The 23,704-nt window shown below is 50.5% G+C and carries 20 protein-coding genes; 12 read left to right on the top strand and 8 right to left on the bottom strand.

Going from position 1 to position 23,704, the window contains the following annotated elements; all coding sequences use genetic code 11:
* Positions 1-66: 66 nt before the first annotated feature.
* A complete protein-coding gene (gene rihB / locus FEK43_RS10975) occupies positions 67-1,008 on the bottom strand; it encodes a ribosylpyrimidine nucleosidase (protein WP_135407377.1) in 942 nt (313 codons plus the stop codon).
* Positions 1,009-1,137: 129 nt separating this feature from the next.
* Here rihB and FEK43_RS10970 point away from each other — a divergent pair, with 129 nt between their 5' ends.
* On the top strand, positions 1,138-1,836 hold the full coding sequence (locus FEK43_RS10970; protein WP_135407380.1) for a transcriptional regulator YeiL: 699 nt from the start codon (positions 1,138-1,140) through the stop codon (positions 1,834-1,836).
* Positions 1,837-1,894: 58 nt separating this feature from the next.
* On the opposite strand, the gene FEK43_RS10965 is transcribed toward FEK43_RS10970, so the two are convergent.
* From FEK43_RS10965 to fruB, 6 genes are all read right to left on the bottom strand, one after another.
* A complete protein-coding gene (locus tag FEK43_RS10965; protein ID WP_130207086.1) occupies positions 1,895-3,145 on the bottom strand; it encodes a NupC/NupG family nucleoside CNT transporter in 1,251 nt (416 codons plus the stop codon).
* A gap of 93 nt (positions 3,146-3,238) precedes the next feature.
* Entirely contained in the window at positions 3,239-4,177 is a 939-nt protein-coding gene (gene psuG, locus FEK43_RS10960) for a pseudouridine-5'-phosphate glycosidase (protein WP_135407382.1), read from the bottom strand.
* On the bottom strand, positions 4,165-5,106 hold the full coding sequence (locus FEK43_RS10955) for a pseudouridine kinase (protein WP_135407384.1): 942 nt from the start codon (positions 5,104-5,106) through the stop codon (positions 4,165-4,167). Before FEK43_RS10955 ends, psuG begins: the two co-directional genes overlap by 13 nt.
* A gap of 422 nt (positions 5,107-5,528) precedes the next feature.
* On the bottom strand, positions 5,529-7,220 hold the full coding sequence (fruA, locus tag FEK43_RS10950; RefSeq protein WP_135407386.1) for a PTS fructose transporter subunit IIBC: 1,692 nt from the start codon (positions 7,218-7,220) through the stop codon (positions 5,529-5,531).
* Between the two features lie 16 nt (positions 7,221-7,236).
* The gene (gene fruK, locus FEK43_RS10945; RefSeq protein WP_000091270.1) at positions 7,237-8,175 is read right to left on the bottom strand and encodes a 1-phosphofructokinase; all 939 of its coding nucleotides are present in this window, start codon (positions 8,173-8,175) and stop codon (positions 7,237-7,239) included.
* Positions 8,175-9,305: a fused PTS fructose transporter subunit IIA/HPr protein gene (gene fruB / locus FEK43_RS10940; RefSeq protein WP_130207094.1), complete on the bottom strand. Its 1,131-nt coding sequence runs from the start codon at positions 9,303-9,305 to the stop codon at positions 8,175-8,177. Before fruB ends, fruK begins: the two co-directional genes overlap by 1 nt.
* A gap of 367 nt (positions 9,306-9,672) precedes the next feature.
* On the opposite strand from fruB, the gene setB reads away from it, so the two are divergent.
* Complete coding sequence (gene setB / locus FEK43_RS10935; RefSeq protein ID WP_138158540.1) at positions 9,673-10,854, top strand: sugar efflux transporter SetB; 1,182 nt, start codon at positions 9,673-9,675, stop codon at positions 10,852-10,854.
* Here the strand turns inward: setB and FEK43_RS10930 are convergent.
* Positions 10,851-11,105 (bottom strand): YkgJ family cysteine cluster protein, encoded by a 255-nt coding sequence (locus FEK43_RS10930; RefSeq protein ID WP_001446648.1) that lies wholly within the window; start codon positions 11,103-11,105, stop codon positions 10,851-10,853. The genes setB and FEK43_RS10930 overlap by 4 nt on opposite strands.
* A gap of 154 nt (positions 11,106-11,259) precedes the next feature.
* Here FEK43_RS10930 and yeiP point away from each other — a divergent pair, with 154 nt between their 5' ends.
* The 10 genes from yeiP to yejF all read left to right on the top strand — a co-directional run bounded on the left by yeiP (position 11,260) and on the right by yejF (position 23,703).
* Positions 11,260-11,832 (top strand): elongation factor P-like protein YeiP, encoded by a 573-nt coding sequence (yeiP, locus tag FEK43_RS10925; RefSeq protein ID WP_001136827.1) that lies wholly within the window; start codon positions 11,260-11,262, stop codon positions 11,830-11,832.
* A 222-nt stretch (positions 11,833-12,054) separates the two neighbouring features.
* The gene (locus FEK43_RS10920) at positions 12,055-13,521 is read left to right on the top strand and encodes a mannitol dehydrogenase family protein (RefSeq protein ID WP_135407391.1); all 1,467 of its coding nucleotides are present in this window, start codon (positions 12,055-12,057) and stop codon (positions 13,519-13,521) included.
* A gap of 118 nt (positions 13,522-13,639) precedes the next feature.
* A complete protein-coding gene (yeiR, locus tag FEK43_RS10915; RefSeq protein ID WP_130260504.1) occupies positions 13,640-14,626 on the top strand; it encodes a zinc-binding GTPase YeiR in 987 nt (328 codons plus the stop codon).
* A 38-nt stretch (positions 14,627-14,664) separates the two neighbouring features.
* Positions 14,665-15,369, top strand: a complete 705-nt coding sequence (gene lpxT, locus FEK43_RS10910) for a Kdo(2)-lipid A phosphotransferase (RefSeq protein ID WP_130207102.1) — start codon at positions 14,665-14,667, stop codon at positions 15,367-15,369.
* Positions 15,370-15,790: 421 nt separating this feature from the next.
* On the top strand, positions 15,791-16,357 hold the full coding sequence (gene mepS / locus FEK43_RS10905; protein WP_000241011.1) for a bifunctional murein DD-endopeptidase/murein LD-carboxypeptidase: 567 nt from the start codon (positions 15,791-15,793) through the stop codon (positions 16,355-16,357).
* A gap of 182 nt (positions 16,358-16,539) precedes the next feature.
* A complete protein-coding gene (locus tag FEK43_RS10900) occupies positions 16,540-18,096 on the top strand; it encodes a cyclic di-GMP phosphodiesterase (RefSeq protein WP_130207104.1) in 1,557 nt (518 codons plus the stop codon).
* A gap of 81 nt (positions 18,097-18,177) precedes the next feature.
* On the top strand, positions 18,178-19,992 hold the full coding sequence (locus FEK43_RS10895) for an extracellular solute-binding protein (RefSeq protein WP_135407393.1): 1,815 nt from the start codon (positions 18,178-18,180) through the stop codon (positions 19,990-19,992).
* Positions 19,993-21,087 (top strand): microcin C ABC transporter permease YejB, encoded by a 1,095-nt coding sequence (locus tag FEK43_RS10890; RefSeq protein WP_000501604.1) that lies wholly within the window; start codon positions 19,993-19,995, stop codon positions 21,085-21,087.
* Positions 21,087-22,112: an ABC transporter permease gene (locus FEK43_RS10885; RefSeq protein ID WP_130217098.1), complete on the top strand. Its 1,026-nt coding sequence runs from the start codon at positions 21,087-21,089 to the stop codon at positions 22,110-22,112. Before FEK43_RS10890 ends, FEK43_RS10885 begins: the two co-directional genes overlap by 1 nt.
* Position 22,113: 1 nt before the next feature.
* Positions 22,114-23,703: a microcin C ABC transporter ATP-binding protein YejF gene (gene yejF, locus FEK43_RS10880; RefSeq protein WP_135407396.1), complete on the top strand. Its 1,590-nt coding sequence runs from the start codon at positions 22,114-22,116 to the stop codon at positions 23,701-23,703.
* Position 23,704 lies beyond the last annotated feature (1 nt).

Raw genomic sequence — 23,704 nt, 5'->3', positions numbered from 1 at the left:
GCTTTCTGCCCATCAGAAATAGCCGGGCCTGCATCTTGCGATACTGACCCGGCTTGTTATCAACACTTAATGGGTTTTGATGTAGCCGCGAACGCACTCTTCGACTAAGCCCCAGAACCAGTCGGTATCAATAGTGATGCCGACTTTGGTATTGGCGGGCTTGCCAAGAACGCCCAACTCGTCGCAGACGGTACGCCCGTAGCAAGGGCCGCTATTAACGTCCACTTCGACGTACATATCCTGGGTTTTAATGCCATTCGGGTTAATCAGATAACCGATGCAGGTGGCGTCGTGCACCGGGCCGCCAGCCAGACCGTAGTTTTCGAACTGCGTTTTGAGAGTGAAGTTCATGATGTCGCTGAACAGCTCCCCGGCAGGGCCGCCTGCCTTTTCCATCCGTGCAATCACGTCCGGGGTGCAAACGGTCTGGTTGGTGAGATCGAGGCCCATCATCACCAACGGAACGCCGGAGGTGAACACCACGCGTGCGGCTTCCGGGTCAGCAAAGATGTTGAACTCGGCAGATGGCGTAAAGTTGCCAGTACCATAAGCGCCGCCCATCAGTACAATTTCACGGATTTTGGGCAGGATTGCGGGTTGCATGCGCATTGCCACCGCGATGTTTGACAACGGACCAACCGGCACCAGAGTGATATCGCCATCGCTTGCCATCAGGGTATCGATGATATATTTCACCGCATGGGTGCTTTCTGCCTGGCGGGTCAGCGGCTCGAATACCGGGCCATCCAGTCCGGTTTCACCGTGAATATTATCGGCAACGATTTGTTGACGCATAATGGGCTGCGGCATCCCCGCATAAACCGGAACATTAATCTCCAGTTTCTGGCAAACATTCAGGCCATTAATTAATGTTTTATCAAGAGTCTGATTACCCGCCACAATAGTGATACCTAATAAATCAATCGCCGGATGTTTCGCAGCCATCATTATGGCAATAGCATCATCATGACCCGGATCACAATCCAGAATAATTTTTCTCTTTTCCATTGTTTATTTCCTCTGTTTCCAGTTGCGTTATTTTTTCTACAGCAAAGAAAATTCGACCGGGTCGATGATTGAATCTTAACAACAGCGTACGTATGCTAAATATGAGAAATCTCATAGCGGATAAACATCGTGAAAGAAATCCACAATAATGAATTGAAGCAACAACTGATTAACGAATCCGCATTTAAGGATTGCTTTTCAACGGATGTTTCAGCCGATACGCGGCTGTTTCATTTTTTAGCGCGTGACTACATTGTGCAGGAAGGGCAACAGCCGTCCTGGCTGTTTTACCTGACGCGAGGCCGTGCCAGGCTTTACGCCACGCTGGCCAATGGTCGCGTGTCGCTGATCGATTTCTTTGCCGCGCCCTGTTTTATTGGCGAGATTGAGGTAATCGACAAAGACCATGAACCGCGTGCGGTACAGGCTATTGAAGAGTGTTGGTGTATTGCGCTCCCCATGAAACATTACCGCCCGCTGTTATTAAACGACACGCTATTTTTACGAAAACTCTGCGTCACCTTAAGTCATAAAAATTATCGCAATATTGTTTCTTTAACTCAGAACCAATCATTTCCGTTAGTGAATCGCCTGGCAGCATTTATATTACTCTCGCAGGAAAGTGATCTTTATCACGAAAAGCACACGCAAGCCGCAGAGTATTTGGGCGTTTCTTATCGACATCTTTTATATGTTCTCGCGCAATTCATTCACGACGGTTTATTAATTAAAAACAAGAAAGGGTATCTAATTAAAAACAGAAAGCAGTTGTCAGGACTGGCGCTGGAGATGGACCCGGAGAATAAATTCTCCGGGATGATGCAGTAAAAATTATGTGCAATAGCGCGATTGCCGGATACGTCTTATCCGGACTACAAATCGAGCATTACGCCAACCCAAGAAAGAACCCGGCAATAGTCGCACTCATCAGGTTGGAAAGCGTCGCTGCTGCCAGCGCCCGTAAACCAAGCTGGGCGATTTCCGGAGCACGTTTTGGCGAAATAGCCGAAAACGCCCCAACGACAACGCCGATAGAACCAAAGTTAGCAAAACCACACAGCGCAAAGGAGATAATTGCCACGGTTTTCACTTCCAGCGTGCCACCCGTTTGCAGATACGGTGAGAAACTCAGGTAAGCAACAAATTCGTTTATCGCCAGTTTCTGCCCAATCAGACTACCTGCAAGGTTAGCATCGCTCCAGTCTACCCCCATGATCCACGCCAGTGGCGCCAGCACATAGCCAAAAATACTTTCCAGAGAAGCATTGGCGAAACCAAACCAGCCGCCAATTCCGCCGATAATGCCGTTGATCAGCGCAATAATTGCGACAAACGCCATTACCACCGTCGCCACACCAGCGGCGATTTTCAGCCCGGTCATCGCACCGCTCGCCGCCGCTTCGATAAAGCTTTTTGGCGGCGTTTCGCTGAATGACAGGTTTTCAAATGTCACCTGCGAAGGCTCGGTTGCAGGGCTAAGAATACGCGCAAACAAAATACCGCCGGGGATAGCCATCAGCGATGCCGCTAACAGGTAGTCAATCGGCACGCCCATTCCGGCATAACCAATCATCATCGAACCTGCAATAGACGCCATCCCGCTACAAATTGCGGTAAACAGCTCGTTGCGATTCATGCGATCGATAAACGGTTTTACGATCGCCGGGATCTCGTTTTGCCCGAGGAAAATAGTGGTAACCGCAACAAAAGATTCGATTTTGCTGATGTTGAGGGCTTTCTGGAAAATACTGCCAAGAATACGAATCAGTAGTCCCATTACGCCAATGTAGTACAGTAGGCTGATAAGCGCAGTGACGAAGATAATCGCCGGGAGTACGCGAAAGGCGAAGATAAAGCCCGCGCCATCAAAGAGAACATCCATTTTCGGCCCAACCAGCGAACCAAAAATGAAGGCGCTACCGGCATCACTGTAAGACATCACTTTATGAACGCCTAATGCCGCCTGTTCTACTGCCCATTTTCCCGGCGGAAAATAGAGCATGATGCCACCAATGGCGATTTGCAGCAGCAGCGCGGCCCCAACCGTGCGCAAACTGATGCCCTTTTTATTCACCGACAACACAAACGCAATTGCCAGCAATACCACCATACCCACCAAACTTCTCATTATATCCATAATGATTTTCCCTTTATGCCAGTAAACCCGGCGCCAGCGCCAGGTTTCGGTATGTATGATCAGTACGGGCGACGGCTTTCTGCCCGTCGGAAATTAACCCGCGAGACGCTGGTATTCTTTGGCAATTTCACTCGCCAGAATGGCGTTGTTGAACACCAGCTGGATGTTGGATTTCAGGCTGTCACCGCCGGTCAGTTCAGCAACACGCGCCAGCAAGAACGGCGTACTTTCTTTACCAATAACACCCTGCGCTTCAGCTTCAGCTACCGCCTGATCGATCGCCGCATTGATAGTGTGTTCCGGCATAGCAAACTGTTCCGGGATCGGGTTCGCTACCACGAGGCCACCGTTCAGCCCGCTTTGCCATTTCACCGCCATCGCGCGGGCAATTTCTTTGGCACTGTCGAGACGAATGCTGACGTCAAACGGGCTGGTACGGCAGAAAAACGCAGGCAGCGCTTTGGTCTGATAGCCAATTAGCGGTACACCGAAAGTTTCTAAATATTCGGTAGTTAAGCCTAAATCGAGAATAGATTTCGCCCCGGCACAAACTACGGTGACATTGGTGTGCGCCAGTTCCTGCAAATCGGCAGAAATATCGAAGGTATGTTCCGCCCCGCGATGTACACCACCAATTCCCCCGGTGGCAAATACTTTAATTCCGGCAAGCGCCGCAATAATCATCGTTGAAGCAACGGTGGTTGCGCCATTTTTTCCGGCGGCAACAACAAAAGGTAAATCGCGACGGCTAACTTTGGTTACGTTATGTCCTTCACGACCCAGCAATTCAATTTCTTCTTTGCTTAAGCCCACTTTCATGACGCCACCAATAATGGCGATAGTGGCAGGTACAGCGCCCTGTTTACGAATAGTTTCTTCCACTTCAATTGCCGTCTGGGCATTTTGTGGAAACGGCATACCGTGAGAGATAATGGTCGATTCCAGCGCAACTACTGGTTTTTTGCTTTTTAAAGCATCCTGAACTTCCGGGGAAATTTGTAATAATTCAGGGGAAATGTTTAATTCAGACATTCTGCGTTCTCCACTAACGATATAACGTTGGCAATCGATAAATTGGGGTTATTGGTGTATTCACAGGAGAGCGCCATTGACGAACATCCCTGTGCAAAACGAACAGATTCGGCAAACGGCATACCGTCGACCCAACACGAAGCAAGACCTGCCATCATGGCATCGCCCGCTCCGGTAACATTAATGACATTGGTTTTAATCGGTGCAGACCAGCCGTTTTCACCGCCGATTTCACTGTAGTAAACACCGTCTCCGCCCATACTCAGTACCAGGCGGTTCAGGCCATGTTGATGGAACCAGGCGGCAACTTTTGCGACATCTTCACGCCCTGACAACGCAATCCCACTCAGGGTTTCCGCTTCAAGGCGGTTTGGCTTCAGGGTGTGGATCTGACTTAGACGGTCGCGCACTTTGACACATTTCCATGCCGAAACTGGATCGACAAATACAGGTACGTCGGCGGCATTATCCAGAATCCAGACCAACGCCTCTTCACTGATATTACAGTCAGCGACAATGACCTTTGCTCCCTGGATAAATTCACGGTGCTGTGCGAGATATTCCGCAGAAATACAGTTACTAATATTCATGTCATTTATAGCAACCAACATTTCACCGGTATCATCGAGCAATGATAAATAGCTCGACGTATTTTCCCCTGGCACAATCAGGCATTTCTCGACATAAACACCGGATTGATTGGTTTGCGTCAGGAGCGATTGACCATAAAAATCACTGCCTACAGCGCTAAGTAGCCAGACTTTGTTCCCCAGCAATGCCAGATTTTGCGCGATATTGCGCCCTACTCCACCAGGTGTAAATTTTATTTTCCCTGGATTTGAATCCGCATAATTCAATGATTCATGTGAATATCCGGCGACATCAATATTCGCCGAACCTATAATTACGACATATTCCTTTTCGCGCATAGCACGTCCCCTGGTAAAAAATTACCAACTCTGTCAATCCACAAGAATATAGGTACTGCAAATAACATTTAAACATGTGTTCGTATTTAAACATGTGCTCATAGTATGCATGTTTTACTTAAAGTAAATTGCCGCCAGATGAGCAAAATGGGCAGATTTGAACAGGCTCACAAAACGCTATTAAATGCATGGATTAAAAAAACGGAGAATTTGTGACGGGATGCACAGAACGGAAGCAATAAAAAAGGGCAGAAATTAATCTGCCCTTGAGGAAATAAGGTTAATGTTTGATGAAGATTTCAGGTTTCAACTTAAAGATAAAATAGATAAATTCATAGAGTTACCCTCAAGAACGGGTCAATCACCTTGCGATCTTCACATGATACAGGGCAGGAAATTTCTGCCCTGTAACACACCTTTTATTACGCTGCTTTCGCTACCGCGTCCACTTCCGGACGTTTCAGGAAGGCATAAGCCAAACCCGCCACCAGCGTACCGGCAATAATTGCCAGCAGGTAACCCAGTACCGGCGTAATTGCGCCCGGGATCAGCAGCACAAACAGACCACCGTGCGGTGCCATCAGTTTCGCACCAATCGCCATAGAGATTGCACCAGTCAACGCCCCGCCAACGATACAGCACGGCAGCACACGCATCGGATCACGGGCAGCAAACGGAATTGCACCTTCAGAAATAAAGCACAGTCCCAGAACCAGAGCTGCTTTGCCGCCTTCCTGCTGCGCTTTGTCGAATTTGCGACGCGCCACCATCGTTGCCAGCCCCATTGCCAGCGGTGGCACCATACCTGCCGCCATAATCGCTGCCATTGGGCCATAGGTTTGGGTACTCAGCAGACCCACACCGAACGCGTATGCCGCTTTGTTAACCGGGCCGCCCATGTCAGTACACATCATGCCGCCAAGGATCGCGCCCAGCAGAACAGCATTCGCAGTCCCCATCGTTTGCAGCCAGTGAGTCAGAGCTTCGAGGATGCCAGCAACCGGTTTACCGATCAGGTAGATCATCGCCAGACCAACCACCAGACTGGAAATCAGCGGAATGATCAGGATCGGTTTCAGCGCCTCCATACTCTGCGGCAGTTTCAATTGCGTACTGATTAACTTCGCAATGTAACCAGCCAGGAAGCCCGCAATAATACCGCCAATGAAACCAGAACCGGTGCTGACCGCCAGCATACCGCCAATCAGGCCAGGCGTGAGGCCCGGACGGTCGGCAATAGAGAAGGCAATATAACCTGCCAGTACCGGCACCATCAGCGCAAAGGCTGAACCGCCACCAATCTGCATCAGCGCCGCTGCCAACGTACCCGGCTCTTTAAACGCTTCGATACCAAAAGCAAAAGAAAGCGCGATACACAGACCGCCAGCAACGACCATCGGCAGCATGTAAGAGACGCCCGTCAGCAAGTGACGATACGCGCCTGCACTCTCTTTCTTGCCTTCAGTCGCCGCCGTTTGAGCTTTGCCTGCTGGTTCGTAAGGCGTCGCTTCAGCAACGGCTTTATCCAGTTCCTGCGCGGTTTTCTTCAGCGCCAGACCGGTAGAGGTGCGATACATCGGTTTACCAGCAAATTTCGCCAGATCGACTTCAATATCTGCCGCCACAATGACCAGATCCGCCGCAGCCACTTCTTCAGGGGTGATGGCATTACCCGCGCCAACAGAGCCACGAGTTTCAACTTTCACCCACCAGCCACGTTTTTTCGCTTCGGTTTCAATGGCTTCTGCCGCCATAAAAGTGTGCGCCACCCCGGTCGGGCAAGCAGTCACCGCAACTACGCGTTTCGGACCACTGGCAGCAACCGGTGCTGTCGCAGCGACCGGCGCAGTGTAAGGTTTCGCATGGCCTTTGGCTTCACTCAGGAACAGCTCAGGGTGCGCAACTGCCCGGGAAATATCGCCCAGCCAGACATTTTTACCGTTCAGCGCGCTGTCGTTCGGGATGGAATCACCGAGAACAATCGCCATTTCAGCGTCGTTCGGATTGTCGATGATTTCCAGTTTTGCTTTTCGCGCCGCCGCGCCCAGCAGGGTCTTCGCCATATAGGCGCGTGCCTGACCGAGATTAGCGTCAATAATCAGCAGCGTTTTCATTATGCCTCTCCTGCTGTCAGTTAAAAGGTTGTAAGTCGACGCGCGCCATCATTGCGGCCAACTGCGGACGATCGGTAATACCCACATTGCTTTGACTTACCGCCAGGGCAGCAACAGCTGTCGCCAGACGCAGAGTGTGTTCACTGGATTCACGCATCAGCAAGCCATAAATCAGGCCACCAACCATAGAATCCCCTGCGCCAACGGTGCTTACGACATCGACTGACGGTGGTTTGGCGATCCATTCGCCGGAGGCATTAACCCAAAGCGCGCCTTCGGCACCCAGTGAAATAACGACATGCGCGATACCTTGTTCACGCAGCGCATGCGCAGCTTCAATCACATCTTTCATTTCAGGCAGTTTACGGCCAGCCCAGATTTCCAGCTCGCGGCGGTTAGGTTTCACCAGCCACGGTGCCGCTTTCAAACCTGCCACTAACGCTTCACGACTACTATCAAAGATAATGCAAGGACACTGACTACGCAGGCGAGTCATCCAGTCGGTGAAGGCTTCCGGGCTGACGCCTGATGGTAAACTGCCGCTGACACAGACCATATCGAACTGACCAAGCCAGCTCAGAGAATCCGTCACAAAGCGTTCCCAGTCGGCTGGAGTGACTTCAAAACCCGAGAAGTTGAGGTCGGTCACTTCGCCGTCTTTTTCCGTCAACTTGACATTAATACGGGTGCGCCCCTGTACAACCTGGAAACGGTTGGCAATGCCCAGCTCGCTGAACAATTGCTGAAACCCATCCTGGTTATCTTTACCGAGGAAGCCGCCAACAGTGACATCAATACCCAGATCTTTCAGAACTTTGGCAACGTTGATACCTTTACCCGCCGCATGCAGACCGGTGGTTTTCACCAGGTTCACTTCGCCGCGTTCAATTTCCGGGCAGAAACCAACAAGGTCATAAGCCGGATTAAGGGTGATCGTAGCAACACGTCTGCTCATTACGCGCCCTCCCCAAGACCTGCGGCGATGGCGTCGCCAATGGCGTTCAGCGCCTGTTCAGCATCTGGTCCCTGGGCGGTAAAGCGTAGGCGATGACCTTTCTTAACGCCAAGTGCTACAACTTTCATCAGACTACGTCCGTTTGCCGGTTTGCCGGTGCCATCAAGGTTTGTCACGGTAATATCACTGTTAAATTGTTTAATGGTATTGACCAACATGGTGCCTGGACGGGCATGCAGGCCGTGTTCATTGCGCACAACAAACTCCGCGCTTAACACGTCGTCGGTCGGCGCATCATCGCTGGTCAGCAGTGCCAGCAGCGTTGCCGCATCTGCTTTCAGCAAGCGGTCAGCTTTATTGTCGAGCAGCAAATCGGCGAGACGCTTAAGAACCGCGACGGGCTGATCGTCATTCATCGCCACACTCACCAGCATGGCAGCCGTTTCGCCGTCCACATCAAAAGCATTTGCCGCACGGCTTACCGCAATCGCGCTACGCAGATTACCTTCGGCGCTATCGCTCAGCCAGATGCCTTGCCCGAGATTTAATGGCTGCTCGTTGATGGCTTTGGTGACGAAGGTAGCGTCAACTGCGCCCGCTTCTTTCAGACGAGCGGCGTTTAACGCTTGCAGGGTCAGCAAATCACTGGCAACGATATCCAGTGTCAGCATTTCGTTATCAAGCTTCAGCTGCTCACTCTGCTTTTCGCCCATCAGCAATGCGCGAAGTTCTTCTGCTGTTGTTGCTGACTTCAGTTGTTCAGCAACGGAATCATCGCTCAGTACATGGGTTAGTTGGCGCAGCAAGCCCAGATGTTCATCGGAGCTGGCGGCAATACCGATAGCAACATACGCTACCTGCCCTTCACCCCATGTCACACCTTCCGGGAACTGAAATACCTGAACGCCGGTTTTCAGTACCTGATCGCGGGTGTCGGTAGTACCGTGTGGAATAGCAATCCCGTTGCCGAGAAAGGTTGAGGTTTGCTGTTCGCGCGCCAGCATGCCATTGACGTAGCCTTCCGCTACATTACCGGCTTGCACCAGCGCCGCGGCGACCTTGCGAATAGCCTCTTCTTTGTCTCCGGCCTTCTCGCCCGGATGGATGTCCTGTACGGATAACTGGAACATAGTTCTCCTCTCTTGCTGAATTGAAACGATTCAGCTTCTATGAGAAAAAAAACGCCAACCTGGCTTAGGATTAAAGACAAGATCGCGCTGAAACGTTTCAATCAAGAATAATACTTCTTCTTCAGCACGCAAGGGAAGCCGCTAAATTATGTCCAAAAGTTTGATGTGCTGCACATTTTTTTGCCAAAAATCTGAAATGCTGACAGTGAAATTAGCCATCAGCATTAGCATTTCGGCGGCGTCAGCTGAGGATCAGCAAGAGTGAAATGCCATTTTGATTATTCGTAGCGAGTTTGATTTCACTGACTGTTTATTTTCTGACAGGCAGCGTAAACTCCGCGTCTTCATCTTTCACTGATCGACCAGCATGCATAACTCCCCCGCAGTTTCCAGCGCGAAATCGTTTGACCTGACGTCAGCGGCGTTTTTAATTGTTGCCTTTCTCACCGGTATTGCAGGTGCCCTGCAAACCCCGACGCTAAGTATTTTCCTCACTGATGAAGTGCACGCGCGCCCGGCGATGGTGGGATTCTTCTTTACCGGCAGCGCCGTTATCGGAATTCTGGTCAGTCAGTTTCTCGCCGGACGCTCTGATAAGCGCGGCGATCGCAAATCGCTGATTGTCTTTTGCTGCCTGTTAGGCGTGCTGGCCTGCACCCTTTTTGCCTGGAATCGCAACTACTTTGTTTTGCTATTCGTTGGCGTCTTTCTTAGCAGCTTTGGCTCGACCGCTAACCCGCAAATGTTTGCCCTTGCCCGTGAACATGCCGACAAAACCGGACGTGAGGCTGTGATGTTCAGCTCTTTTTTACGCGCTCAGGTTTCACTGGCATGGGTCATTGGCCCACCGCTGGCTTATGCCTTAGCGATGGGTTTCAGCTTTACGGTAATGTATCTGAGCGCAGCGGTAGCATTTATTGTTTGCGGCGTGATGGTGTGGCTGTTTTTACCGTCGATGCAAAAAGAGCTTCCGCTGGCGACCGGCACGGTTGAAGCGCCGCGCCGTAACCGTCGCGATACGCTGCTGCTGTTTGTCATTTGTACATTGATGTGGGGCTCGAACAGCCTGTACATCATCAACATGCCGCTATTTATTATCAACGAACTGCATCTTCCCGAGAAACTGGCCGGTGTGATGATGGGGACCGCCGCCGGGCTGGAAATCCCGACCATGTTGATTGCCGGATATTTTGCCAAACGTCTGGGTAAGCGTTTCTTAATGCGCGTTGCTGCCGTGGGTGGCGTCTGTTTTTACGCAGGAATGCTGATGGCGCATTCACCTGCCATTCTGTTGGGCTTGCAGCTGCTAAATGCTATTTTTATTGGCATTCTGGGCGGCATCGGGATGCTCTATTTTCAGGATTTGATGCCCGGTCAGGCAGGTTCAGCCACCACGCTCTATACCAACACGTCGCGCGTGGGCTGGATCATCGCAGGATCAGTGGCGGGCATCGTCGCCGAGATCTGGAATTATCACGCTGTGTTCTGGTTTGCGATGGTGATGATTATCGCCACTCTGTTTTGCTTACTGCGGATTAAAGATGTTTAAGGCGCGGTCAGGATTTCCAGATCGATAAGCCAGGTCATGGCCTGCTGACGCGAGTTACCGCACATTTCAGCACTGGCTTGTAAGCCTGCACAGACTTTAGGTCGCAGTGGCGAGGTGAAAATTTTACAGCGTTGCTGTTCATCAAGCTGAATGCAGGGCGTATTGGCGGGCTTGCCATCTGGCATACCGGGAATAGGGCTGGAAATTGAAGGGGCAGTGCAACACGCCCCGCAACCCGGACGGCATTCCATACGTTGTTCTCTTAAGGTTAACCACCGGATTGATGAGCGCGCACAGTACCACCTTTTTTGCACCAGCAAAAGTGCGAATACCACTTGCCCGAAAGGCCTGTCGCGAGTACTTTGTCGCGATATTTTTGACATTTTCGACTACAGGAATTTTTCGATGCCAAGAGCGAACGAAATTAAAAAAGGTATGGTACTGAATTACAACGGCAAACTGCTGCTGGTTAAGGATATTGATATTCAGTCGCCCACTGCCCGCGGTGCCGCTACGCTGTACAAAATGCGTTTTTCTGATGTCCGTACCGGGCTGAAAGTAGAAGAGCGTTTCAAAGGTGATGATATCGTTGACACCGTGACGCTGACCCGCCGTTACGTTGACTTCTCCTATGTCGATGGTAACGAATATGTCTTTATGGATAAAGAAGACTATACCCCGTATACCTTCACCAAAGATCAGATTGAAGAAGAGTTGCTGTTTATGCCAGAGGGCGGCATGCCGGACATGCAGGTGCTGACCTGGGACGGTCAACTGCTGGCGCTTGAGCTGCCGCAGACCGTTGATCTGGAAATCGTTGAAACCGCACCAGGCATCAAAGGGGCATCTGCCAGCGCCCGTAACAAACCGGCGACATTGAGCACTGGTCTGGTGATTCAGGTACCAGAATACTTAAGCCCGGGCGAAAAAATTCGTATCCATATCGAAGAACGCCGTTATATGGGGCGTGCTGACTAACTTCAGCCGCATGCAGAAAAGGGATAGCTCAGGCTGTCCCTTTTTTAATTTATTATACCAATCTTCTATTTTGCGCTTCCTGAACACCTTACGCCCGCAATATTCACTCGTTGATTGATCGCCCTCACACTTCATCGCATTAACAATCCAGACCAATTTCAATTGCTGTCATATAACTTTACACTGTCATTGTTAATTAATCGTTACTAAGACGTGACTCCTATGAATACAATCGCCTCCGTTACGCTCCCGCATCATGTACACGCTCCACGCTACGATCGCCAGCAGTTGCAATCACGTATCGTTCATTTTGGCTTTGGAGCCTTTCACCGCGCACATCAGGCGTTACTGACCGATCGTGTGCTGAATGCCCAGGGCGGCGACTGGGGGATCTGTGAAATCAGCTTGTTCAGCGGTGATCAACTGATGAGCCAGCTCCGCGCACAGAACCATTTATATACCGTGCTGGAGAAAGGTGCGGACGGCAATCAGGCGATAATCGTCGGTGCCGTTCACGAATGCCTGAATGCAAAACTGGATTCCTTAGCGGCAATTATTGAGAAATTTTGCGAGCCACAGGTGGCAATTGTTTCCCTGACGATTACCGAAAAAGGCTATTGTATTGACCCAGCCACCGGTGCACTCGACACCAGCAATCCGCGGATTATTCACGATCTACAAACCCCTGAAGAACCTCACTCCGCGCCAGGTATTCTCGTCGAAGCACTGAAACGCCGCCGTGAGCGCGGCCTTACACCGTTTACCGTGCTCTCCTGCGACAATATTCCCGACAATGGCCATGTGGTGAAAAACGCGGTGCTGGGAATGGCAGAAAAACGTTCGCCAGAACTCGCCGGGTGGATAAAAGAACACGTCAGTTTTCCGGGAACCATGGTCGACCGCATTGTTCCGGCTGCAACCGACGAATCACTGGCGGAAATCAGCCAGCATCTGGGGGTGAATGATCCCTGCGCGATTAGCTGCGAACCGTTTATCCAGTGGGTGGTGGAAGATAACTTCGTCGCTGGGCGTCCTGCCTGGGAAGTCGCAGGTGTACAAATGGTGGATGATGTCCTGCCGTGGGAAGAGATGAAACTGCGCATGCTTAATGGCAGCCACTCTTTTCTCGCTTATCTGGGCTACCTGGCTGGATTCGCCCATATTAGTGATTGCATGCAGGACCGCGCATTTCGCCATGCCGCCAGAACATTAATGCTGGAGGAGCAAGCGCCAACGCTACGGATTAAAGATGTCGATTTAACATACTATGCGGATACGTTAATTGAACGTTTTGCCAATCCAGCGCTGAAACATAGGACCTGGCAAATCGCGATGGATGGCAGTCAAAAATTACCGCAACGCATGTTGGCAGGGATTCGCATCCATCTGGCGCGCAAAACGGACTGGTCGTTGCTGGCATTAGGCGTTGCTGGCTGGATGCGTTACGTCAGCGGCGTAGATGATGCCGGAAATGCCATTGATGTTCGCGATCCGCTTAGCGATAAAATTCGCGAACTTGTTGCGGGCAGCAGTAGTGAACAACGCGTCACCACCCTGCTTTCCCTGCGTGAAGTGTTCGGTGATGATCTGCCAGATAACCCGCATTTTGTGCAGGCCATCGAACAAGCCTGGCAACAAATCACGCAGTTCGGCGCGCATCAGGCGCTATTAAACACCCTCAAAATTTAACGATTTCTGCGGTTAAAGCGGATGGAGCATCGCTTCGTCCGCCCTCTCTCTTCTCTTTTCCGCCTTTTTTAGCCAGGATTAACGCACAGTTAACTCATCTGATTATTGCGGAGCCGTTGTGACCAGGACCAACCTCATCACCGGTTTTCTCGGCAGCGGGAAAACAACCTCTATTCTTCATCTGCTAGCCCACAAAGATCCCAACGAAAAATGGGCGGTTCTGGTTAATGAATTTGGGGAAGTCGGAATTGATGGTGCTTTGCTCGCTGATAGCGGCGCATTGCTGAAAGAGATCCCCGGCGGCTGCATGTGCTGCGTTAATGGTTTACCCATGCAGGTAGGGTTGAATACCTTACTGCGCCAGGGAAAACCAGACCGCTTGCTGATAGAGCCGACCGGACTGGGTCATCCGAAACAGATCCTCGATCTGTTAACCGCGCCGGTCTATGAACCGTGGATCGATCTGCGCGCCACGTTGTGCATTCTCGATCCGCGCCTGCTGCTGGACGAAAAAAGCGTCGGTAATGAAAACTTCCGTGATCAACTGGCTGCCGCAGACATCATTGTCGCCAATAAATCCGACCGTGCTACGCCAGAAAGCGAGCAAGCGTTACAACGCTGGTGGCAACAAAACGGTGGCGAACGGCAATTAATTCACAGCGATCATGGGCAAATTGAAGGTCATCTTCTGGATTTACCTCGTCGAAATTTAACTGAGTTACCCGCCAGCGCTGCCCATTCGCATCAACATAACGAGAAAAAAGGATTAGCGGCATTAAGCCTGCCAGAGCATCAACGCTGGCGTCGCAGTCTGAATAGCGGACAAGGACACCAGGCCTGCGGTTGGATATTCGACGCTGATACCGTGTTCGACACCATTGGCATTCTGGAATGGGCGCGACTTGCGCCGGTCGGACGCGTAAAAGGCGTGATGCGGATACCAGAAGGTCTTGTGCGCATCAACCGTCAGGGCGATGACCTGCACATTGAAACGCAAAACGTTGCACCACCAGATAGCCGCATTGAGCTGATTTCCAGCAGCGAAACTGACTGGAACGCCTTACAGAGCGCGCTGTTGAAGCTTCGTTTAGCGACCAACGCGTAAGGTTGCCTGCGTTTTTCAGTAAGATAATTAGAGAAAATATGATCAAAAATTTGCCGCAAATAGTGCTGTTAAATATTGTCGGCCTCGCGCTGTTTCTTTCCTGGTACATTCCCGTCAATCATGGATTCTGGTTGCCAATTGACGCGGATATTTTTTATTTTTTTAATCAGAAACTGGTCGAAAGCAAGACTCTTTTATGGCTGGTTGCGTTGACTAATAATCGCGCCTTCGACGGTTGTTCACTGCTGGCGATGGGAATACTGATGCTGAGTTTCTGGCTGAAAGAAAACGCACCCGGCAGACGGCGTATTGTGATTATTGGTCTGGTCATGCTGTTAACCGCAGTGGTATTAAACCAGTTGGGCCAGGCATTTATTCCGGTAAAACGGGCCAGTCCGACATTGACCTTTACAGATATTAACCGCGTCAGCGAACTGCTATCTGTTCCAACGAAAGATGCCTCACGAGATAGTTTTCCCGGCGATCATGGCATGATGCTGCTTATTTTTTCCGCTTTTATGTGGCGATATTTCGGAAAAGTCGCAGGAGTAATCGCCCTTATTATATTTGTGGTTTTTGCATTTCCCAGAGTGATGATTGGCGCACATTGGTTTACCGATATCATTGTCGGTTCCATGACGGTGATATTGATTGGGTTGCCCTGGTGGCTAATGACACCTTTAAGTGATCAATTAATCGCCTTTTTTGACAAATCATTGCCTGGAAAAAATAAACATTCATAAAACAAATAACTCACAGTAATTAACATCATCAGGTTTATTTTCATAGTAGGGATAATCCTGATGATGTGCGACTTTGCTCTCGTTCATTAAGTGAAATGATCATTCTCTAAGCAAATGAATGGATTGCGCGTCTTTTAGACAACAGTGCTTTAATTGACCAATCCCGTTTATTAACTTTCTGTATCACTTTTTCTTATAAAAAATCATGTAAAACCGCTCGCCAAGACCGCGTCAATCGGGTAATCTCGAACACGTTTTGCCTCGGCGGTAGATTATCCTCACAGCATATAATTTTGTGCGTTAGTCCACAGATTTGGCCTTAAGGAATTGTTTCAACGTGCCCAGGTAATTAGTCTCGTGTCGCTTGGCATTTTTTTATAACGATATTTGTCGTTAAGGACTTCAAGGGAAAACAAACAACATGGTCAAATCTCAACCGATTTTGAGATATATCTTGCGCGGGATTCCCGCGATTGCAGTAGCGGTTCTGCTTTCTGCATGTAGTGCAAATAACACCGCAAAGAATATGCATCCTGAGACACGTGCAGTGGGTAGTGAAACATCATCACTGCAAGCTTCTCAGGATGAATTTGAAAATCTGGTTCGTAATGTCGACGTAAAATCGCGAATTATGGATCAGTATGCTGACTGGAAAGGCGTACGTTATCGTCTGGGTGGCAGCACTAAAAAAGGTATCGATTGTTCTGGTTTCGTACAGCGTACATTCCGCGAACAATTTGGCTTAGAACTTCCTCGTTCAACTTATGAACAGCAGGAAATGGGCAAGTCAGTTTCCCGCAGTAATTTACGTACAGGTGACTTAGTTCTGTTCCGTGCTGGTTCAACTGGACGCCATGTCGGTATTTATATCGGCAACAATCAGTTCGTTCATGCTTCCACCAGCAGTGGTGTTATTATTTCCAGCATGAATGAGCCGTACTGGAAAAAGCGTTACAACGAAGCACGTCGGGTTCTTAGCCGCAGCTAATAAACCGTTTGGATGCAATCCCTTGGCTATCCTGACGAGTTAACTGAAGGCACTGCTTAAGCAGTGCTTTTTTGTTTTCATTCATCATAGAAAATGATGTTTCCGTGCCTTGAACCAGGCTATAGTCCCGTCATTCTCTTCCACTTCAGCGTTGTCGTAATCTCGGGAATATTAACGGAACCATGTTCATACGCGCTCCCTCTTCCGGACGTAAGATCCTGCTTACCTGCATTATTGCGGGCGTGATGATTGCAATACTGGTCAGCTGTCTTCAGTTTTTGGTTGCCTGGCATAAACACGAAGTCAAATACGACACACTGATTACCGACGTACAAAAGTATCTCGATACCTACTTCGCCGACCTGAAATTAACCACTGACCGCCTACAGCCGCTCACCTTAGATACCTGTCAGCAGGCTAACCCTGAACTAACTGCCCGCGCGGCGTTTAGCATGAATGTTCGCACATTTGTGCTGGTGAAGGATAAAAAGAGCTTTTGTTCATCAGCGACGGGGGAAATGGATATACCGCTCAATGAGTTGATCCCGGCGCTCGATATTAACAAAGACGTCGATATGGCGATGTTGCCAGGCACGCCAATGGTGCCCAACAAACCCGCTATCGTCATCTGGTATCGCAACCCTTTATTGAAAAATAGCGGCGTTTTTGCAGCATTAAACCTGCACCTGACGCCATATCTTCTCTATAGCTCTCGTCAGCAAGATTTCGACGGGATCGCACTCATTATTGGCGATACCGTGCTTTCGACATTTTCGTCGCATTTGATGAACGTCCGTGAGTTATCCGGCAAACCCGTACGCGAAACCAAAATAACAGGCATTCCGCTGACTGTGCGTCTTTATGCTGATGACTGGACATGGAACGATGTGTGGTATGCGTTTTTACTGGGCGGTATGAGTGGAACTGTCGTTGGCCTGCTCTGCTATTACCTGATGAGTGTGCGTATGCGCCCTGGCAGAGAAATTATGGCTGCTATCAAACGTGAGCAATTTTACCTGGTGTATCAACCGGTGGTTGATACGCCAACGCTGCGGGTCACGGGCCTGGAAGTGCTGCTACGCTGGCGTCATCCTGTTGCAGGTGAAATCCCGCCGGATGCCTTCATTCAATATGCCGAATCGCAAAAGATGATCGTGCCGCTGACCCAGCATCTGTTTGAGCTTATAGCCCGTGATGCGGCTGAATTACAAAACGTACTGCCGGTGGGCATAAAGTTTGGCATTAATATCGCACCGGAACATCTGCACAGCGAGAGCTTTAAAGCGGATATACATCGGCTGCTCGCCTCCCTACCCGCGCACCATTTCCAGATTGTACTGGAGATAACCGAGCGCGATATGCTGAAAGAGCATGAGGCCACAAAACTGTTCGCCTGGCTGCACTCTGTCGGCGTGGAAATTGCTATTGATGACTTCGGCACCGGACACAGTGCGCTTATCTATCTGGAACGCTTCACGCTCGAGTATCTGAAAATTGACCGTGGGTTTATCAATGCTATAGGTACGGAAACGGTCACATCTCCGGTGCTTGACGCGGTGCTCACGCTGGCGAAACGTCTCAATATGCTGACGGTTGCTGAAGGTGTCGAAACACCGGAACAGGCGCGCTGGCTACGTGAGCGCGGTGTTAATTTCCTGCAAGGCTATTGGATTAGCCGTCCCTTACCGATAGATGATTTTGTCCGCTGGCTGGAGAAACCGCATACGCCGCAGTGGTAAGGTGTGCTTGTGTCCCTTATTATTCATAGTTGAAGCATGCCGGATTGCGGCTAATGATGAGTAAAAGGAAATCCGTTGCAGATGATTGTGCGCATACTGCTGCTGTTTATCACCCTGTTCACCTTCGGTGCGCAGGCGCAAGCTATCAAGGAAAGCTATGCCTTTGCGGTGCTGGGGGAACCCCGGTATGCTTTTAATTTCAACCATTTTGATTATGTGAATCCTGCTGCGCCGAAGGGTGGGCAAATAACGTTATCCTCCATTGGTACCTTCGATAATTTTAACCGCTATGCACTACGCGGAAACCCCGGCGCACGCACCGAGCAACTGTACGACACGCTATTTACCACTTCCGATGACGAACCCGGCAGTTATTACCCGCTGATTGCCGAAAGCGCACGCTATGCTGACGATTATTCCTGGGTAGAAGTCGCTATCAATCCGCGCGCCCGTTTTCATGATGGTTCGCCGATTACGGCGCGCGACGTTGAGTTTACTTTTCAAAAATTTATGACCGAGGGCGTGCCGCAGTTTCGCCTGGTATACAAAGGCACAACGGTCAAAGCCATAGCGCCATTAACCGTGCGTATTGAATTAGCCAAACCAGGCAAAGAAGATATGCTGAGTCTGTTTTCGCTGCCGGTATTTCCAGAAAAGTACTGGAAGGATCATAAACTTAGCGACCCGCTCTCTACACCTCCGCTGGCCAGTGGTCCGTACCGCATTACATCCTGGAAAATGGGCCAGAATATTGTCTATTCTCGCGTTAAAGATTACTGGGCGGCCGATTTACCGGTAAATCGTGGTCGCTGGAATTTCGATACCATACGCTACGATTATTATCTCGACGATAATGTTGCCTTCGAAGCGTTTAAAGCTGGCGCCTTTGATTTGCGTATGGAAAACGACGCCAAAAACTGGGCTACGCGCTATACCGGTAAGAATTTCGATAAAAAATACATTATCAAAGATGAGCAAAAGAACGAATCAGCCCAGGATACGCGCTGGCTGGCGTTTAATATTCAACGATCGGTATTCAGCGATCGCCGGGTCCGGGAAGCCATCACCCTCGCCTTTGACTTTGAATGGATGAATAAGGCGTTGTTTTACAATGCCTGGAGTCGCACGAACAGTTATTTTCAGAATACCGAATACGCGGCCAGAAATTACCCCGACGCCGCTGAGCTGGTGCTTCTGGCGCCAATGAAAAAAGATCTACCGCCAGAAGTGTTCACGCAAATCTACCAGCCACCAGTGTCCAAAGGCGATGGCTACGACCGTGACAACCTGTTAAAAGCCGACAAACTTCTCAACGATGCAGGCTGGGTGCTGAAAGGTCAGCAACGCGTTAATGCCACCACAGGCCAGCCACTCAGCTTTGAATTATTGCTTCCTGCAAGCAGCAATAGTCAGTGGGTATTGCCGTTCCAACATAGCCTGCAACGGCTGGGTATCAACATGGACATTCGCAAGGTGGATAACTCGCAAATCACCAACCGAATGCGCAGCCGCGACTATGACATGATGCCGCGCGTGTGGCGGGCGATGCCGTGGCCCAGTTCCGATTTACAGATTTCCTGGTCATCGGAATATATCAACTCCACTTATAATGCCCCCGGCGTGCAAAGCCCGGTTATCGACTCGCTAATTAACCAAATTATTGCCGCCCAGGGAAATAAAGAAAAATTGCTGCCTCTGGGGCGCGCCCTGGATCGCGTATTAACGTGGAATTATTACATGTTGCCGATGTGGTACATGGCGGAAGACCGTCTCGCCTGGTGGGATAAATTCTCCCAGCCAGCCGTGCGCCCCATCTATAGCCTCGGTATCGATACCTGGTGGTATGACGTCAATAAAGCGGCCAAACTGCCGTCCGCCAGCAAACAGGGAGAGTAGATGGGCGCTTACCTGATTCGCCGTCTGTTGCTGGTGATCCCAACATTATGGGCGATTATCACCATCAACTTTTTCATCGTGCAAATTGCGCCTGGCGGCCCCGTCGACCAGGCCATCGCCGCCATTGAGTTTGGTAATGCCGGAGTATTACCCGGCGCAGGCGGCGAAGGCGTTCGTGCCAGCCATGCGCAAACGGGCGTCGGCAATATCAGCGACAGTAATTACCGTGGCGGACGCGGGTTAGATCCCGAAGTGATCGCTGAGATCACCCATCGCTACGGTTTCGATAAGCCGATCCACGAACGTTACTTCAAAATGCTTTGGGACTACATTCGCTTTGATTTTGGCGACAGCCTGTTTCGCAGCGCCTCGGTGCTGACGCTGATTAAAGACAGTCTGCCTGTTTCCATCACCCTCGGATTGTGGAGCACGCTGATTATCTATCTGGTGTCGATTCCGCTGGGTATTCGCAAAGCCGTTTATAACGGCAGCCGCTTTGATGTCTGGAGCAGCGCATTTATCATCATCGGCTACGCCATTCCAGCCTTTTTGTTCGCCATCCTGCTGATTGTCTTCTTCGCGGGCGGCAGCTATTTCGACCTGTTCCCTCTACGCGGCCTGGTTTCCGCTAACTTTGATTCGCTGCCGTGGTATCAGAAAATCACGGATTATCTGTGGCATATCACGCTGCCGGTGCTGGCTACGGTGATTGGCGGCTTTGCGGCGCTGACCATGCTGACAAAAAACTCATTCCTTGATGAAGTGCGTAAGCAATACGTGGTGACCGCACGTGCGAAAGGGGTAAGTGAGAAAAACATTCTCTGGAAACATGTGTTCCGCAACGCCATGCTGCTGGTGATTGCCGGTTTTCCGGCGACGTTTATCAGCATGTTTTTCACCGGCTCTCTGTTAATTGAAGTGATGTTTTCGCTCAATGGCCTCGGTTTACTGGGCTACGAAGCAACCGTCTCGCGCGATTATCCGGTGATGTTTGGCACCCTGTACATTTTCACCCTGATTGGCCTGCTGCTGAATATTGTCAGTGATATCAGCTATACGCTGGTCGATCCTCGTATTGATTTTGAGGGACGCTAATGTCGCGACTCAGCCCCGTCAATCAGGCCCGTTGGGCGCGTTTTCGTCATAATCGCCGAGGCTACTGGTCGTTATGGATTTTCCTCATCTTGTTTGGTTTGAGTTTGTGTTCTGAACTGATCGCCAACGATAAGCCATTGCTGGTACGTTATGACGGCAGCTGGTATTTCCCGTTGCTGAAAAACTACAGTGAGAGTGATTTTGGCGGCCCGCTGGCAAGTCAGGCTGATTATCAGGACCCGTGGCTGAAACAACGGCTGGAAGATAAAGGCTGGGTATTGTGGGCGCCGATTCGCTTTGGCGCTACCAGTATCAACTTTTCCACCGACAAGCCCTTCCCCTCCCCACCTTCCCGGCAAAACTGGCTGGGAACGGATGCCAACGGCGGCGATGTGCTGGCGCGCATTCTGTATGGCACGCGGATCTCGGTTCTGTTTGGTCTGATGTTGACACTCTGCTCCAGTGTAATGGGCGTGCTGGCGGGGGCGCTGCAAGGTTATTACGGCGGTAAAGTCGATCTCTGGGGGCAACGCTTTATTGAAGTATGGTCGGGGATGCCGACGCTGTTTTTGATTATTTTACTTTCCAGCGTCGTACAGCCTAACTTCTGGTGGCTGCTGGCAATTACTGTCTTATTTGGCTGGATGAGTCTGGTCGGCGTGGTGCGGGCTGAGTTTTTACGTACCCGTAATTTCGACTACATCCGCGCAGCGCAGGCGCTTGGCGTCAGCGATCGCAGTATCATCCTGCGTCATATGTTGCCGAATGCCATGGTCGCTACTCTCACCTTTTTACCGTTTATTTTATGTAGTTCGATAACCACCCTGACCTCGCTCGATTTCCTCGGCTTCGGTCTGCCGCTCGGTTCACCATCACTCGGCGAACTGCTGCTACAAGGGAAAAATAACCTTCAGGCTCCGTGGCTTGGGATCACTGCCTTCTTGTCGGTGGCGATATTGTTGTCTTTGCTGATCTTTATTGGTGAAGCCGTCCGCGACGCATTTGATCCTAATAAGGCGGTGTAGCATGACGCAAACTCTGTTAGCGATTGATAATTTGTCGGTGGGTTTTCGCCATCAGCAAACTGTTCGTACCGTAGTGAATGATGTTTCACTACACATTGAGGCTGGCGAAACGCTGGCGCTGGTGGGTGAGTCAGGTTCTGGCAAAAGCGTTACCGCGCTGTCAATTTTACGCCTGCTCCCTTCCCCGCCGGTTGAATATCTCTCTGGCGATATCCGTTTTCATGGCGAATCACTGCTTCATGCCAGCGAGCAAACATTGCGTGGCGTACGCGGTAATAAGATTGCCATGATTTTCCAGGAGCCGATGGTGTCATTAAACCCATTGCATACACTGGAAAAACAGCTTTATGAAGTGCTTTCACTCCACCGCGGAATGCGTCGGGAAGCGGCGCGTAGCGAAATTCTTAACTGCCTTGATCGCGTCGGTATCCGCCAAGCGGCAAAGCGGCTGACAGATTACCCGCATCAGCTCTCCGGCGGTGAACGCCAGCGGGTGATGATTGCGATGGCGCTGTTAACGCGACCGGAATTATTAATTGCCGATGAACCAACCACCGCACTGGACGTCTCTGTCCAGGCGCAGATTTTGCAGCTGTTGCGCGAACTGCAACATGAACTGAATATGGGTATGCTGTTTATTACTCATAACCTCAGTATTGTCAGAAAACTGGCCCACCGCGTGGCGGTAATGCAAAATGGTCGCTGTGTGGAGCAAAATAACGCCGTTACGCTCTTTGCCTCCCCTGAACATCCTTACACGCAAAAACTACTCAACAGTGAACCGTCAGGCGACCCGGTGCCGTTGCCAGAACCGGCCTCAACGTTGCTTGATGTTGAACAGCTTCAGGTCGCCTTCCCCATTCGCAAAGGGCTACTGAAACGTGTCGTCGATCATAACGTGGTCGTCAAAAACATCAGTTTTACGCTGCAAGCGGGTGAAACGCTGGGCTTAGTAGGCGAGTCTGGTTCCGGTAAAAGCACAACGGGGCTGGCGCTACTGCGGTTGATTAACTCTCAGGGCAACATCGTTTTTGACGGTCAGCCATTACAAAATTTAACTCGTCGCCAGCTATTGCCCATTCGCCATCGCATTCAGGTGGTATTTCAGGATCCAAACTCCTCGCTCAACCCACGACTCAACGTGTTGCAGATTATTGAGGAAGGGTTACGGGTTCACCAGCCGACGCTCTCTGCCGTGCAACGCGAAGAACAAGTGATAGCCGTGATGCATGAAGTGGGGTTAGATCCTGAAACGCGCCACCGTTATCCGGCGGAATTCTCGGGTGGTCAGCGGCAACGTATTGCGATTGCCAGGGCATTGATTCTTAAGCCTTCGCTGATCATTCTTGATGAACCGACATCATCGCTCGACAAAACGGTACAAGCGCAAATATTGACGCTATTGAAATCATTGCAACAAAAGCATCAACTGGCCTATTTGTTTATCAGCCATGATTTGCACGTTGTCCGCGCGTTGTGTCATCAGGTTATCGTGCTGCGACAGGGAGAAGTGGTGGAACAAGGACCGTGCGCGCGCGTGTTTGCCGCACCGCAGCAGGAGTATACGCGTCAGCTACTGGCGTTGAGCTGAC

The sequence above is a fragment of the Escherichia sp. E2562 genome, from assembly GCF_005781075.1.
In the GTDB taxonomy this organism is placed as follows: Bacteria; Pseudomonadota; Gammaproteobacteria; order Enterobacterales; family Enterobacteriaceae; genus Escherichia.
Note: the sequence above shows the minus strand (reverse complement) of the source record. Positions and strands in the feature narration are given on the sequence as shown.

Coding starts and splice junctions, on each gene's coding strand:
- fruK (WP_000091270.1), bottom strand. CDS start 8,175: ATGAGCAGACGTGTTGCTACGATCACCCTTAATCCGGCTTATGACCTT.
- yejF (WP_135407396.1), top strand. CDS start 22,114: ATGACGCAAACTCTGTTAGCGATTGATAATTTGTCGGTGGGTTTTCGC.
- FEK43_RS10900 (WP_130207104.1), top strand. CDS start 16,540: ATGTTCATACGCGCTCCCTCTTCCGGACGTAAGATCCTGCTTACCTGC.
- fruB (WP_130207094.1), bottom strand. CDS start 9,305: ATGTTCCAGTTATCCGTACAGGACATCCATCCGGGCGAGAAGGCCGGA.
- yeiP (WP_001136827.1), top strand. CDS start 11,260: ATGCCAAGAGCGAACGAAATTAAAAAAGGTATGGTACTGAATTACAAC.
- FEK43_RS10890 (WP_000501604.1), top strand. CDS start 19,993: ATGGGCGCTTACCTGATTCGCCGTCTGTTGCTGGTGATCCCAACATTA.
- FEK43_RS10955 (WP_135407384.1), bottom strand. CDS start 5,106: ATGCGCGAAAAGGAATATGTCGTAATTATAGGTTCGGCGAATATTGAT.
- lpxT (WP_130207102.1), top strand. CDS start 14,665: ATGATCAAAAATTTGCCGCAAATAGTGCTGTTAAATATTGTCGGCCTC.
- FEK43_RS10920 (WP_135407391.1), top strand. CDS start 12,055: ATGAATACAATCGCCTCCGTTACGCTCCCGCATCATGTACACGCTCCA.
- FEK43_RS10965 (WP_130207086.1), bottom strand. CDS start 3,145: ATGGATATAATGAGAAGTTTGGTGGGTATGGTGGTATTGCTGGCAATT.
- psuG (WP_135407382.1), bottom strand. CDS start 4,177: ATGTCTGAATTAAACATTTCCCCTGAATTATTACAAATTTCCCCGGAA.
- fruA (WP_135407386.1), bottom strand. CDS start 7,220: ATGAAAACGCTGCTGATTATTGACGCTAATCTCGGTCAGGCACGCGCC.
- rihB (WP_135407377.1), bottom strand. CDS start 1,008: ATGGAAAAGAGAAAAATTATTCTGGATTGTGATCCGGGTCATGATGAT.
- FEK43_RS10930 (WP_001446648.1), bottom strand. CDS start 11,105: ATGGAATGCCGTCCGGGTTGCGGGGCGTGTTGCACTGCCCCTTCAATT.
- FEK43_RS10885 (WP_130217098.1), top strand. CDS start 21,087: ATGTCGCGACTCAGCCCCGTCAATCAGGCCCGTTGGGCGCGTTTTCGT.
- FEK43_RS10895 (WP_135407393.1), top strand. CDS start 18,178: ATGATTGTGCGCATACTGCTGCTGTTTATCACCCTGTTCACCTTCGGT.
- mepS (WP_000241011.1), top strand. CDS start 15,791: ATGGTCAAATCTCAACCGATTTTGAGATATATCTTGCGCGGGATTCCC.
- setB (WP_138158540.1), top strand. CDS start 9,673: ATGCATAACTCCCCCGCAGTTTCCAGCGCGAAATCGTTTGACCTGACG.